We start from the raw sequence: 13,655 nt of genomic DNA, 5'->3' as shown, positions 1-13,655 counted from the left end.
CGCGAACTCCCCAGCCGACCAGGCCGTGACGGTTACCGGTGTGGCCAGCCGCTCGGGTTGCTGACCGGGCGGTCCACGTCGACCGGCACGACCGAGCGGGCTTCGTACTGGGTGGACAGCACGATGTGGGTTTCGATGGTGCCGTGTTCGCCGATGCGCTCGGCCAGGCCTTCGAAATGCTGCAGGGAGGCGGAGCGGACCTTGAGCAGGGTGCAGTGCGCGCCGCTGAGTTTGTGCACCTCCACGACTTCCGGATAGGCCTCGGCGGTACTGGTTTTCAGCAGACAGCGGCCCAGGGCGCAGCGGAGCTGTATGAAGGCCAGGACCGGCTGGCCGGTGCGGCGGGGGTCGACCCGGGCCTCGTAGCCGGTGATGACGCCCGCCTCCTCGAGCTTGCGGACGCGGTCGGCGACGGCGGGGGCGGAGAGGTGGATGCGGCGGGCGAGCTGGTTGTAGGACAGGCGGCCGTCGGCCTGCAGTTCGGCGAGGATGCGCCAGTCGAGGTCGTCCAGGGGTTTGTCCATCTGTAAACCGATACCTCCCGAACGCGTTTCGATCGGCAATCGCACCGGCCGAATCTCCTTGTACATCTTATTCTTTGCGCCCTGACCGGCTTCTAGTTTTGTCGTATGACAGCAATCGAGACCCGCGAACCGGTGGTCCGGCGGCGCTGGCTGGTGGCCTTGTTCGTGGGCGCCGCGTGCATGAGCCTGGCCATGGTGACCGCGAGCACCCTGGGCACGCTCGTCGCCGCGCAGGCGTGGGGAGCGGCCTGGTCCGGGCTGCCCAGCGCCGCCGGGGTGATCGGCACCGCCATCGGCGCGGCGGCGCTGACCGCCGTCATGTCGCGGTGGGGGCGGCGCGCCGGGCTGGTCGCCGGGTATGCGATCGGGACGGTGGGCGGTCTGCTCGCGGTGCTGTCGACGGCGACGGTGTGGTCGCTGGTCGCGGGAATGGTGCTGCTCGGCGTCGGCAACTCGGCCGCGCAGCTGTCCCGCTATGTGGCCGCGGATCTGCGGCCGGGGCGGCCCGGCACGATTCTGGCCGTGGTGGTGTGGGCGGGAACCATTGGGGCCGTGGGCGGTCCGCTGCTGCTGGCGCCGCTCTCGGCCGTATCGGCCGCGAGCGGGCTGGAGGCTTCGACGGGGGTGTTCCTGCTGGGCACGACGGCGGTGGCGCTCGCGGCGCTCGCCGCCACCACCCTGCGCCGCGGGACCTACACGGTGCCCGCCGCGACGGCCACGCCCCTGCCGCCCATGCGGCTGGCGCTGGCCACCATGCTCGTCGCGCAGATCGTCATGACGACGATCATGACCGCCGCGCCGCTCGCCATCCACCAGCACGGGCACGGCCTGCACACCGTGGGCGCGATGATCTCCGCCCATACCTTCGGCATGTTCGCGCTCGCACCGGTGTCGGGCCTGCTCTGCGATCGCTTCGGCGGCCGGGCGATCATTGCCGGCGGGCTTGCGCTGCTGGCTGTTTCGTCCACGGCGACGGTCGCCGCCGGGTCCGCCGGCGGGCCCGCCCTCGCGATCGTGCTGTTCGTCCTCGGCTACGGCTGGAACCTCGCCTATGTGGGTGCGAGCAGCCTGCTCTCGGGCAGCCTGCCCGAGGTGGAGCAGATGCGGCTCGAGGGCGCGGTGGAATCCCGGGTGTGGGGCGGTTCGGCGGTGGCGACCCTGGCCTCCACCATCGGCTTCGCCCTCGGCGGCTACGGCCTGCTCGCGGTCCTGTCCCTCGTCGCGCTGGCCGTCCCGGTCGCCCTGCTGTCCCGCCGGGCCTGATCCGCCGCGAACTTTCCGGTCGGTGAACGCGAGAACGAATCCGCGAAAGTGCATATCTGCTAACGTGATCTCGATCACGTGGACCGGCGGATGGAAGTTCGGGAGGTTCGACTCTTGCTGGCCGAGGCTGACCGTCGTGACTGATGAACGGCAGCGTTTCCCGGGCGTGCACCTGTGCGGCAGCCTGCCCTTCGCCACCACGCGAGACGCCTTCCGGTGGATCCACGACGAGTTCGGGTCACGGGTGCATCGGGTACCGGACGAGACCGGGGTGCGGGCGGGCTTCATCTTCACGCAGCGCCCTTTCTTCACCGGCAATCCGGCATTCGAGCCCGCGGAACCCGAACCCGGGCAGCTGATTCCGCTGACCTGCGTCCGGCTGCGTCCCGGCGTGACGGCGGCGCAGGTGCGATTCGAGCCGTTCGGCTACCCCGCTGCGGCCAAGGCCTCCTACGCCGCCTTCAAGCGGGCCGAACAGGACGGGACGCTGCCCGCCGGAGCCAAGTTCCTCTTCCCGATTCCCAGCCCGCTGACCCCGGTCGGGATCTTCGTCGCCACCGACTCACAGGTGCGGACCCTGCCCGCCTACGAAGCGCAGCTGCGGGCATCGGTGGAGGAGATTCTCGACGCGCTGCCGCATTCCGAACTCGCCATCCAGTGGGACGTTCCCGTCGAGGTGGTGACCTGGGAGGGAATGCTGCCCAATGCGCTGGGGAGCAATGCGCGAATCCTCGAGTCGATGGTGCGGATCGGCTCCTGGATTCCGGACGACGTCGAGCTGGGATATCACCTCTGCTACGGGAATTCGGAATCGTTCGCGCACCCGAGCGCGCCCAGTTCCGCCTGCCTGGCCGAAATCTGGTCCGGCCTCCGCGAGAACCTGGACCGGAGGATCGATTTCGTGCATCTGTCGATCCCGCTGGAATGGCGCTCCGCCGAGCACTACCATCCACTCGCCGCCGTCACCTTCGATCCGGGCACCGAGCTGTATCTCGGCTTGGTGCACCACCAGGACGGTCTGGCCGGAGCACGGCAACGCGCCGACGCGGCGGCGCGAGTTCTCCACCATCCCTTCGGCATCTCGACCGAATGCGGGATGGGCAGATACGGATCGCAGGAGAGGTTTCAGGCGGCGACCAGCGCCCTCAAAGCGCTGGCCGAAGAGCTGGGGGCATCCACATGACGAACAAGATGCGCGGGTTCGTGATCGCGGTCGCGACAACGGTCCTCGCGGTGGGCACGAGCATCTCGGCGGTCCCCGCGGCGGTCGCCTCGGCGGCGCCGGCGGGGGTCGAATGCCGTTCCTACCCGTCGATTCCGGTGACCTTGACCGCCGGCGCACCGGAGTCCCTGCAGGTGTGGGGCGAGCTGTGTGCGCGCCCCGCCGACCTGGTCGACGGACGGGCCGTGCAGTTGCTGCTGCACGGCGCGTACTACAACCATTCCTATTGGAATCCGTCCTACGGTGACGGCTCCTACTCCTATGCCCGCGCCATGGCGGCCAAGGGCATTCCCACCTTCGCCATCGATCGCATCGGCCAGGGGCAGAGCTCACGCCCGCTCAGCACCGAACTCACTGTCCAGAACGATGCGCTGGTCGTGCATCAGATCGTTCAGAAGCTGAAGGCGGGCGCTTTCGGGGACACCCGCTTCGGCTCGGTGATCGCGGTCGGGCACTCCCTGGGGTCCATCGTCGCCTGGCAGGAGGCGGTGACCTACCGGGATGTGCAGGGGCTCATCATCACCGGCATGCTGCACGTGGTGCCGATCGGCGTCGGCGTGCTCACGGCCGCGGCGAATTTCCGCCCCGCCTCCCTCGATCCCCGATTCCAGGCGGCGAACCTCGACCCCGGCTATTGGACCACCCTGCCCGGCAGCCGCGGTCAGCTCTTCTACCATGCCGGCGAGACGAATTCGGACATCATGGCGTGGGACGAGGCCAATAAGGACGCCACGTCGGCCGCCGAATTCGCCGGCGCCTTCACCTACGCCACCAGCGATCTGACGCGGTCCATCGATGTCCCGGTGCTGATCATCCAGGGCCGGCACGACTTTCTGCTCTGCGCCGAGGGCGGCGCCGACTGTTCCTCGGTCGCCGCGATCGAAGCGCTGGAATCGGCCTACTACTCCCCCGCCGCCCGCCTGCGGGTGACCTTGATTCCCGATTCCGGCCACAATGTGATGCTGTCCGGAAACCGCGGGACAGCGGTGGATGCCGCCGCCGACTGGACCGCGGGGCTCTAACCCGCGTCCGCGCCGGGTTTGATGCCCACCGCGCCGTGGGTGACCAATCCGGTTGCGGGCAGGCTGGGATCGAGCCACTCCTGAATGGTCGCCACGCCCGGGTCGATCAGTTCGAAGCCCGCGAAGAAGGCGGCCACCTGTTCGGCCGGGCGGAAGACGATGGGGTGCGCCGTCTGGCTGGTGGCCGCGCTGATATGCCGCAGCAGTTCCGGATTGCTCTCGCTGCCGCTGTGCGTGGCCACGAGATAGCTTCCCGGCGCGATCCGGTCGCGGAAGCGCGCCAGGATCCGCACCGGATCCTCCTCGTCGGCAATGAACGGCAGCACGCCGATGAGCAGCACCGCCACCGGCTCGCCGAGATCCAGCAGCGCTCGGTCCACCACCTCGTCCAGGATCTCGTCGGGGCGGCACACATCGCCCAGCAGGGCGCTGACACCCGGTGTGCCCGAGTACAAGCCGTCCCAATGCGCGACCGCCACCGGGTCGAAGTCGACATAGACCACCCGGGCGTCCGGGTGGATCGCCTGCGCGGTTTCGTGCACGGTCGGCTCGAACGGCATGCCCGCGCCCAGATCGAGGAACTGCCGGACACCCGCCTCGGCCGCGAGCCGGACCGCGCCGACCAGGAACTGGCGGCTGAACCACACCATCGACTTGGTGTCGGGGGCTATGGACAGCATCTCGCGCGCGAGTTTCTCATCCGCGCTGAAGGAGTCCTTTCCGCCTTGCAGATAGTTCAGGACACGCGCCGATGTCGATTTGCGAGGGTCGAACCCCATCGGTGGCCTGCTCACGTGCACTACCGTAGCGCTGATCGATTGGCGTCCGGGCCGGGAACGACGAAGTCGGTCGATCCGGCAATCCCATTCGCAAACGTCACGATCGTTGCCCGGGCGGGTCGCCGGGCCCGGATTCACCCGTTTGTTGCCGGTAGGCGGCCAAGGCGGTGGGCAAGGTCGGGTAGAGCCGGTCCGCGCCGATGCGGTCGACGAGCCCGGCCGCCGCCAACGCCTCGCGCAGGTCCTGTTTCACCCGGGCGAGAGCGAAAACGATTCCGCGGGACTCCAATTCGGCGCGCAGCTGCTCCATCGCGTCCAGCGCGGTGAGGTCGACCTCCACATTCGCCTCCACATTGAGCACGAACCAGCGCACCGGGCCGTGCCCCGCGCCCGCCGCGGCGGCGGAGGCCAGCGCGCGGCGGCGGAAATCCTCGGCATTGGCGAAGCACAGCGGCGCGTCGTAGCGGTAGACCACCAGGCCCGGAACGACTTTCGCCTCCGGGTAGTCGTCGATATCGTGCATGCCCGCCAGGCCGGGGACGAATCCCTGAATGGCGTCGTGGCCGCGCGCCACCCGGCGCAGCAGGTCCAGCACCGACAGCGCGATGGCGATACCGATGCCGTAGAGCACGCCGAACACCAGCACCGCGGCGGTCGTGCTGAGCGCCAGCACCAGTTCACTGCGCCGGAATCGGGCAATGCGCTGGAATTCGGGAATATCGATCAGGCGCAGGGCGGCGTAGCACACCAGCGCGCCGAGCGCGGCGGTGGGAAAACTCGCGAGGATACCGCGCGCGCCGATCAGCACCGCCAGGATCGTCGCCACCGAGACCACCGAATACAGCTGCGTCCGCGCCCCGGAGACATCGGCGATGGTGGTGCGGCTGCCGCTGCAGCTCACCGGGAAACCGTGCAGCAGGCCCGTGGCGATATTGGTCGCGCCCAGTGCACCCAGTTCGCGATTGGCGTCGATGCGCTCGTTGTGGCGGGCGGCGAAAGCGCGTGCGGTGAGCGCATTGTCGGAGAATCCGACCAGGGCGATACCGATGGCCGGCACGATCAGCACGGCCAGATCCCCGGGGCCGACATCCGGTATGCCCGGCGACGGGAATCCGGCCGGAATCGCTCCCACGACATGGATTCCGTACCGCTGCAATGAGAATGCCCACACCGCGAGCGAGGCGCACAGCACCGCCAGCAGCGGGCCGGGTGCACGCGGCGCCCGCCGGGCGAGCACGATCAGCGCGATCAGAGTGACGGCGGCGAGCACCGTCGTCTGCCAGTGCAGGTCCTCGATATGCCCGGTGAAGGACCGCACCTGCTCGGGAATGGTCCCGCCGTCCACCTCGACGCCGGTCACCTTGCCGAGCTGGCTGGCGATCATGATGCCGGCCGTGCCCGCGAGATAGCCGACCAGCACCGGCCGCGACAGCAGATCGGCCAGCACCCCCAGGCGAGCGAAGGCGCCGGCAATGCCGAGCACGCCCACCAGCAGCGCGAGCCCGGCGGCCAGGGCCGCATAACGTCCGGCGTCCCCGGCCGCCAGCGGCGCCAGCGCCACCGCCGTCATGAGCGCCGTGGTCGATTCCGGGCCGACCGACAATCGTTTCGAGGTGCCCAGCAGGACGTACACCAGCAGCGGGGCGATGGTCGACCACAAGCCGACGACCGGCGGCAGACCGGCCAGCGTCGCATAGGCCATCACCTGGGGAATCAGGTAGGCGGCCACCGTGATCCCGGCGAGCGTGTCGGCGCGCAGCCAGGCGGGGCGATACCCGCGGAACTGGTCGAGGCCGGGCAGCAGCGATACCGCGTATCGGTTCATCAGATCCCGACAGTACCGCTCGGTCTCACCCCGTGCGCCGAACTCGGCGGCCGCTCACAGGCCGCCGAAGTCGATCTCCCCGAGATCCTCGACGACCAGATCCGCCCCGGCCGCGCGCAGGGCCTCGCCATTGCCGCCGCGGTCGATGCCGATCACCAGGGCGAAACCGCCGCGTTTGCCCGCCTCCACACCGGCGGCCGCGTCCTCGACGACCACGGTCGCGCCGGGCTCGGCGTGCACCCGGCGGGCGGCCTCGACCAGCATGTCGGGATCGGGTTTTCCGGTCAGGCCGAGCTCGTCGGCGACCACGCCGTCCACGCGCACCGCGAACAGGTTGCCGATCCCGGCCGCGGAAAGCACCTCGGAGGCATTGCGACTCGCGGAGAAGATGGCCGTGGCCACGCCCGCGGCGTTCAGTTCCCGCACCAGCGCCACCGTCGAGTGGAAGACCGGGACCCCGGTGCTCGCGATGCGGGTCCGGAACAGCCGGTCCTTGCGATTGCCCAGGCCGCACACGGTATTCGCGCCCTCGGAATCGGAGGGCTCGCCCCAGGGCAGCGAGATGCCGCGCGCGGCAAGGAAATCCGCGACGCCGCGGTAGCGCGGCTTGCCGTCCACGTAGCGCAGGTAGTCCGCGCGCGTGAACGGCGAATGATTCTCCTCCGGCGCGGCGGGCAGGCGGGCGAGGAACTCGTCGAACAGCACGGTCCACACGGCCGCGTGAATGGAGGCGGTATCGGTGACCACGCCGTCCATATCGAAGATGACCGCATCGTGCAGCCGGGCGTCGATGACCGGTTCGTCGGGATCGCGGTCGGTCATACCGCCGCGCCCTGCCGTGTCACCCAGCTGGTCTGCTGCGCCGGCGCGTGCGTGGGCACCAGCATGACCGGCACGCAGGCCCCGGCGATGGCGGTGCGCACGGTCTGGGCGCGGCCCGGCAGCAGCCGCCGCGACCAGCCCAGAATGATCAGATCGGCGGTGTCCTCGGCGACCTGGACGACATTCTCGCCGGGATGCCCGCTGCGCAGCGTCACCAGCGGCGGCGGGCCGTCGAAGAACGGCACGCAATGACGCGCCAGGAACTCCTCCTCCCAGGCCGAGCGGGCGTGCGCGGGCTGATCCCAGCAGGCGGGCACGGTACTGCGGTCGAACACGTGCAGCACGATGATCTCGGTGCCGGCGGCGCGGAACAGGCACACCGATTCGGCGACGGCGTGCGCGGCCTCCTCGGTGCCGTCCAGCGGGACCAGCACGCGCTTGATCACGTCCGCGCCCAGCCGCAGCGAATGCGGCACCAGCACAACGGGTTTGGTGGATCCTTCGACAATCGACCAGCCACCCCCGTCCAGGGCGGCGACGCCGAGCACGACGTCCGGATGGCCGAGATCGCGCAGGAACTCCGCTTCCGACGCGCCCGCGGCGACCGGGCGCACCCGCGCGGCCACGATATCGGCAAGGGAGGCGGCCACCGCCGTGGCCGCGTCCGTGGGCTGGACCAGGATGTCATTCACTGTGTTCCTCCTCCGACCAGGGACACCACAGATCGCCGGTCACCACGACCGGCGACCGCTTTCCGATCGCCATCCGGATCGGCCCGTCGCTGCGCACGCCGACACCGCGCGGCGTGATCCGCAGCCGCACGCGGCGGCCCAGGCAGCGGAAGGCGATCCCGAGTTCGCGCCAGGCACTGGGCAATTCGGGTTGCAGGGACAGCACGCCGTCCTGCACCCGCGCGCCCGCGAAGCCGGCGAGCATCGCCTGCCACACCCCGCCCAGGGTGGCCATGTGCAGGCCGGAGGCGGTGCTGGCGGTGCGATCGTCGAGGTCCAGGCGCAGCGCGGCGCGCAGCAGTTCCAGGGCTTCGTCCGGGCGGCCCGCGCGGGCCAGCAGCGCGGCCATGATCGCGGGCGAGAGCGAGGAGCCGTGGGTGGTGTGCGGGGCGTAGTAGTCGAGGTTGACCCGCAGCGATCCGGGTTCGAGCTCCTCGGGGATCAGGTGGTGCAGCATCAGCACGTCGGGTTGTTTGATCAGTTTCGAGCGGGCCACGCGCTGCTGGCCCAGCAGCACGTCGGCGGCCAGCGGCGGTCGGGAGACATCGGCGGCGAGCAGCGGTTCCAGGCTGAAATAGCCGGTGAACTGCTGATAGCGGCCGTCGGGATGCAGTTGATCGACCACCCGGTCGGCCAGATCCCGCCATTGTGCGAATTCGGCGGCCTCCCTGGCGTTTCGCGGTTGCAGCCGGGCGGCGCGGCGCAGATTCCAGCGGGCCATCACATTGGTGTAGGCATTGTCGTCGACGGATTCGTGATACTCGTCCGGACCGATGATGTTCGAGATGTGCGCGCGGCCTTCGGAATCCTCGTCCAAGCGCGAGGCCCAGTAGCGGGCGGTGTCGACGAGCAGATCGCGAGCGGTGGTCTCCAGGAACTCGGTGTCGCCGGTCCATTCGGCGTAATGGTGTGCGGCCCAGGCGACGTCGGCGGTGATGTGCTCCTCGCGGGTGCCGGTGAGGATGGGAACCGGTATGCCGCCGAGGAATCCGCTGCGCGGGGTGACATCGGTGCCGTCCAGCGCCGACTCCCAGGGGAAGCGCGCGCCGCGCCGGCCCTCGGCCGCCGCGCGTTCGCGCGCGGCGGGCAGGCGGTTGACCCGGTAGGCGACAATGGCGGCCGCCGCGTCCGGATCCATGCTGACCAGGGCGGGCAGCACGAACACGTCCGAGTCCCAGAACACGTGACCGCTGTACCCGGAACCGGACAGGCCACGCGCGCCGATCGCGTTCTCACCGTGTGCGCCCGCATTGCACCACAGCTGGAACAGGGCGAACCGGACGGCCATCTCGGTCTCGGGATCATCGGGAAGATCGATCCCGGTGGTGGCCCAGCGGCGCGCCCAGGCCGCGCGATGGGAGGTCAACAAGCTGTCAACCCCGGTTTCCCACGCCTGGGTGAGCATCCGCCGCGATCGGGCCGCGCCGTCCCCCGTCGCCGAATCCGCGACCACAGCCGCGATCCGGTCCAGCCCGGCCGCGGTGCGCCGTTGCGCACCCGCCGTCACCACCGCGCCATCGGTATCGGATTCCACACGCAGACAGCGGGTTTCGACATCGGGGGCGAGATCCTCGATATCGATGTCGGTGGTGCGCACGCCGGACTCGATGCCCGGTCTCCGCACCGGCGGACCCGGGTTCAGCTCGCGCGTGGTCTCCACGCGCATCACCAGCACCCCGGGCCGGTCCGCGCACGCGAACCGGATACTGCGAAAGGTGCCGTCTCCCACCGCTTCCACACGATGCAGTACACCGCCGTACAGGTCCAGAAAACGCTGCGCCGCCTGAGGCGGATCCACGTCGACCCGGGTCCAGCGCGGCCCCTCCAGCAAATGTTGCTCCGGACCAGCGCCGATGTACACACCCGAGATCAGCGTCTCGGGTCCGGCGCCGGCCTCGGACTCCTCGGGCACGCCGCGGGTCGCGACCGCGCCGGCGCCGATGGTGAAGACCGAGATGTCGGATACATTGTGCCGCAAGGGGTTCTCCCCCACCGTCCAGCGCGGGTCCTGACCCGGCGGGCCGGCGGGCAGGTGCGCGACCACCTGCCCGTCGACATGAGCGGGCGTCTGCCCCCCTTGTCCGGACGCCGCCCCGACATGCGGAGTCTGCGTGCCGGTTTCGACCTGATCGTGCCCGCCCATCGCTTCGATCTCACTTCCGGTATCGCGTGGCCCTCTCCTTTCGATGATCCGCCCGTGCGCTCCGGTTGCACGAAGAATCTTCAGAGTGCGGGTTCGCGCGCGCCCTGATCGAGACGGAACGGCGGATAGTCGTCGCGCAGGAGCGCGGCGTAGGCGAGCACCCGGTAGGCCCAGCGGTTGACGCCCAAGACGAAGTCGAAGACGCCGCGGGGATAGCGGGCGGTGAACAGCAGCGCGATCGCGGCGATGAGGACCAGCACGTCGAGCAGCGCGGGCATGAAGTTGAAGTAGTCCGACTCCACGTCGATGACCAGGGAACCGCTGGTCATGGCCCACACGATGAGGTAGTGCGGGATCGCGAGCAGCCACCACTTCACCAGGACCAGGCCGCGGGACAGCTGCTCCGGATACTCGATGGACAGATCGGCCGGATAGCCGTCGTCGGGATGCAGCGAGAATGGTGGATACCGATCGGTTCCGAGTGCGTTGTAGCTGTAGAACATCACCCGCCACGACCAGCGCATGATGCCGACAGTGATATCGAAGATGGACCGCGGGTACCGGCCGGTGATCAGAATGGCGAAGAACGCCACGATGGTCAGCAGCAGGAAGCCGATCCACAGCAGGATGAGAATCAGGTAGTGCGGGATCGCGAGGATCCACTTCACCAGCCATAGCCAGCGCGATAGTGGCTCGTCCAGATCACCGCGCAGCTGCACCGGATAGGCGGCGGGCCGCTCGGGTTCGGCGACGGGGGTCTCGGGGTTCATGACGGCGCTCCTTCCTGAACGCAATGCCGTGCCGCGCCGGCATCGCGCGCCGCGAGACCAGCGCCGCTGCTTTCAGGATCGCCCTCGGTGGTGGGGTGGGCGGAAGTTTTGTCGCGACGTAACCAATCCGGAGTACACCTGGTAGGAACACGCCGTCATTGCAGAAAGAACATAGTTCCACGTCCGACGGCAGCGAGCCCGGCGGCCGCAATCCGGCTGCGGCTGCCGGGCTTCGACGATCGGGATCAGCGTCGCCGGGCCAGGCGCGTGGCGACCGCGTGGTAGGCGCGCAGCACCAGCCGACCCAGAAAATAGGCGGAGAGCATGCCCGCCGCCGCGGCCCCGAGCCGCAGCAGGTAGCGCTGGACGGTGCCATCGGGGACGCGCCGGGGTATGCCGGAGCTCAGCGACTTCGGAACCCCCGAGGACACGCGCAGCCGGACCGGCTTCATCTCCCGACCGGCCAGCGGGACGCGCGCTTTCAGTCGCCACAGCGGGTATTCCTCGGGAACCGGGGGCACCAGTTGGTCCGGGTGCAGTTCGGCCCACTGCGGGCGGAACTCCACCTGCACCTCGTGCTCGATTCCCTCTTCGACGAGTGGATCCTGCCAGCCGGTCGGGACCATGAGCTCACCGTCGGGGGTGAGCAGGCACAGCATCGGCATCGACGTGCCGCCGTCGACGGTGATGTCGGCGACGCACACCGCGAAGTGTGGCAGTGTTCCCGGCCGACTCACCGGTCGGCGGACCGCATCGGCGCTATTCATGTCGAACTCCCTGGGGTAGGAACCGTTTTCCTAATTCCCAGATTCAGACATCTCACACATTTACGCGCGAGTAGTTGCCTACCTAATTCCGGCCACCAAGATCGGCGGGGACTACCTGCGGCCAGGTGTACTCGTACTCGTCCAGCGCGAAGCCCTGCGGGAAAACCGCTGTGCGACGGTCGGTTCGGCGGCCGCCGTGCCGTTCGTAGAAGGCGATGGCCGGGGCGTTGGCGGCGAGGACCTCCAGGTAGACCACGCTGCCCGGATGCGCGGCCGCCGCCCATTCGAAGGCCCGGTGCAGCAGCCGCCCGCCCAGGCCGGAGCGCTTGCGGCCGGGATGGACGTGCAGGTTGTCGATCAGGATCCGGCCGTCCGCGCGCGGCCTGAGGTAGGCGAATCCGGCCAGGTCGGCCCCGGATTCGGCAATGATCAGGTGGCCGGACGCGCTGCCCGCGGCGAGGCGGTCCCGCCACAGGGCCCGGCGTTCTTCCAGCAGCGGCCCTTCGAGGTAGGCCTGCGGCATGATCCCGGCATAGGCCGTGCGCCAGCTCGCCGTGTGCAGTGCGGCGATCGCCTCCGCGTCGGCCGCGGTACCGTCCCGGAATCGCACCTGCTCGTCCAGCATCGATCAGCCCCTCGCGTCGAAGGCGCGCAGGATCTCCTCCGCGGCCAGGGCGGGCGTGAGCGAACCATCGCGGATCTGCTTCTCCACCTGCGGGCGAAGCGCTTTCACCGCCGGATTGTCGGTGAGCCGGCGAAGCAGGTTGTCGTGCACCATGGTCCACGTCCAGTCGATCTGCTGCCTCCGGCGCTTCTCCGCGAATTCCCCTGCCTCGGTGAGAACTCGGCGATGGGTGAGCACCACATCCCAGAACCGGTCCAGCCCGGTGCCGTTCAACCCGCTCATCGTCAATACCGGTGGATGCCACAGGGATTCACGCGGATGAATCAACCGCATGGCCCCGCTCAGCTCACGCGCGGCGGTCTTGGCCTCGAGCTCGTGCTTGCCGTCGGCCTTGTTCACCGCGACCAGGTCGGCCAGCTCGAGCACGCCCTTCTTGATCCCCTGCAACTGATCGCCGGTCCGAGCCAAGGTGAGGAAGCAGAAGACGTCGACCATATTGGCCACGGTCACCTCGGACTGCCCGACGCCGACGGTCTCCACCAGGATCACGTCGTATCCCGCCGCCTCGAGCAGCACGATGGTCTCGCGGGTGGCCTTGGCGACGCCGCCGAGCGTGCCCGCGGTCGGCGAGGGCCGGATGAACGCGTCCCGCTCCACCGCCAGCCGTGCCATGCGGGTCTTGTCGCCGAGAATGGAACCGCCGGTGCGGGTGGAGGACGGATCCACCGCCAGCACCGCGACCCGATGGCCTTCACCGATCAGGTACATGCCGAGCGCATCGATAAAGGTCGACTTGCCCACGCCCGGCACACCGGTGATGCCCACGCGATTGGACACGACGGCGTCCTCGGCCGGAGCCAGCCGCAGCAACAACTGCTGAGCCAGCTCCCGATGATCCGCGCGCGTGGATTCGACCAGCGTGATCGCGCGCGCCAACGCCGCTCGCTGCCCGCCGCGGATCTGCTCCGCGAGAGCGTCCACGTCGATGGTCCGCCGCGCCCCGGCGGCCGCTGCCGGTCTTGCGCCGCCGGACATCGCGACACCCGCCGTAGTACCGAGCCGAGGGCCGTGCCCGCCCTCGGCGCCCCGTGCGGCGTCGCTCATGCCCTGACCTTCCGCTCGGAGACAGGCCGCCGCGCATGCACGCCACGCGCCTGCCCGC

Annotated in this window: 13 protein-coding genes; 3 read left to right on the top strand and 10 right to left on the bottom strand. The window is 69.4% G+C overall.

All coding sequences use genetic code 11. The annotated features are described in order from the left end of the window. Positions 1–32: 32 nt before the first annotated feature. A complete protein-coding gene (locus ACYQ5L_RS18715; protein ID WP_379199111.1) occupies positions 33–524 on the bottom strand; it encodes an Lrp/AsnC family transcriptional regulator in 492 nt (163 codons plus the stop codon). A 105-nt stretch (positions 525–629) separates the two neighbouring features. On the opposite strand from ACYQ5L_RS18715, the gene ACYQ5L_RS18710 reads away from it, so the two are divergent. From ACYQ5L_RS18710 to ACYQ5L_RS18700, 3 genes are all read left to right on the top strand, one after another. Next, positions 630–1,787 (top strand): MFS transporter, encoded by a 1,158-nt coding sequence (locus ACYQ5L_RS18710; RefSeq protein WP_459958981.1) that lies wholly within the window; start codon positions 630–632, stop codon positions 1,785–1,787. A gap of 136 nt (positions 1,788–1,923) precedes the next feature. Further along, entirely contained in the window at positions 1,924–2,970 is a 1,047-nt protein-coding gene (locus ACYQ5L_RS18705; RefSeq protein ID WP_459958980.1) for a hypothetical protein, read from the top strand. After that, entirely contained in the window at positions 2,967–4,031 is a 1,065-nt protein-coding gene (locus ACYQ5L_RS18700; RefSeq protein WP_459958979.1) for an alpha/beta hydrolase, read from the top strand. The genes ACYQ5L_RS18705 and ACYQ5L_RS18700 overlap by 4 nt, the downstream gene beginning before the upstream one ends. Here ACYQ5L_RS18700 and ACYQ5L_RS18695 read toward each other — a convergent pair. From ACYQ5L_RS18695 to meaB, 9 genes are all read right to left on the bottom strand, one after another. Then, complete coding sequence (locus ACYQ5L_RS18695; protein WP_459958978.1) at positions 4,028–4,825, bottom strand: SAM-dependent methyltransferase; 798 nt, start codon at positions 4,823–4,825, stop codon at positions 4,028–4,030. The two genes, ACYQ5L_RS18700 and ACYQ5L_RS18695, sit on opposite strands and share 4 nt — an antisense overlap. Before the next feature lie 82 nt (positions 4,826–4,907). Then, positions 4,908–6,635, bottom strand: coding sequence for a SulP family inorganic anion transporter (locus tag ACYQ5L_RS18690; protein ID WP_459958977.1), 1,728 nt, complete (start codon positions 6,633–6,635; stop codon positions 4,908–4,910). 54 nt (positions 6,636–6,689) lie between these two features. After that, the gene (locus ACYQ5L_RS18685) at positions 6,690–7,457 is read right to left on the bottom strand and encodes an HAD family hydrolase (RefSeq protein WP_459958976.1); all 768 of its coding nucleotides are present in this window, start codon (positions 7,455–7,457) and stop codon (positions 6,690–6,692) included. After that, positions 7,454–8,149, bottom strand: a complete 696-nt coding sequence (locus tag ACYQ5L_RS18680; protein ID WP_459958975.1) for a universal stress protein — start codon at positions 8,147–8,149, stop codon at positions 7,454–7,456. Before ACYQ5L_RS18680 ends, ACYQ5L_RS18685 begins: the two co-directional genes overlap by 4 nt. After that, positions 8,142–10,331 (bottom strand): glycosyl hydrolase family 65 domain-containing protein, encoded by a 2,190-nt coding sequence (locus ACYQ5L_RS18675; RefSeq protein ID WP_459958974.1) that lies wholly within the window; start codon positions 10,329–10,331, stop codon positions 8,142–8,144. The genes ACYQ5L_RS18680 and ACYQ5L_RS18675 overlap by 8 nt, the downstream gene beginning before the upstream one ends. An 80-nt stretch (positions 10,332–10,411) precedes the next feature. Next, positions 10,412–11,101, bottom strand: coding sequence for a DUF4389 domain-containing protein (locus tag ACYQ5L_RS18670; protein ID WP_459958973.1), 690 nt, complete (start codon positions 11,099–11,101; stop codon positions 10,412–10,414). Between the two features lie 245 nt (positions 11,102–11,346). Then, on the bottom strand, positions 11,347–11,868 hold the full coding sequence (locus tag ACYQ5L_RS18665) for a hypothetical protein (protein WP_459958972.1): 522 nt from the start codon (positions 11,866–11,868) through the stop codon (positions 11,347–11,349). Between the two features lie 82 nt (positions 11,869–11,950). Then, entirely contained in the window at positions 11,951–12,493 is a 543-nt protein-coding gene (locus tag ACYQ5L_RS18660; RefSeq protein WP_459958971.1) for a GNAT family N-acetyltransferase, read from the bottom strand. A gap of 3 nt (positions 12,494–12,496) precedes the next feature. Beyond that, entirely contained in the window at positions 12,497–13,528 is a 1,032-nt protein-coding gene (meaB, locus tag ACYQ5L_RS18655; protein ID WP_459963464.1) for a methylmalonyl Co-A mutase-associated GTPase MeaB, read from the bottom strand. Between the last annotated feature and the right edge of the window lie 127 nt (positions 13,529–13,655).

This window comes from Nocardia sp. IFM 10818, from assembly GCF_054655275.1.
This window is presented reverse-complemented; position numbering and strand designations above follow the sequence as displayed.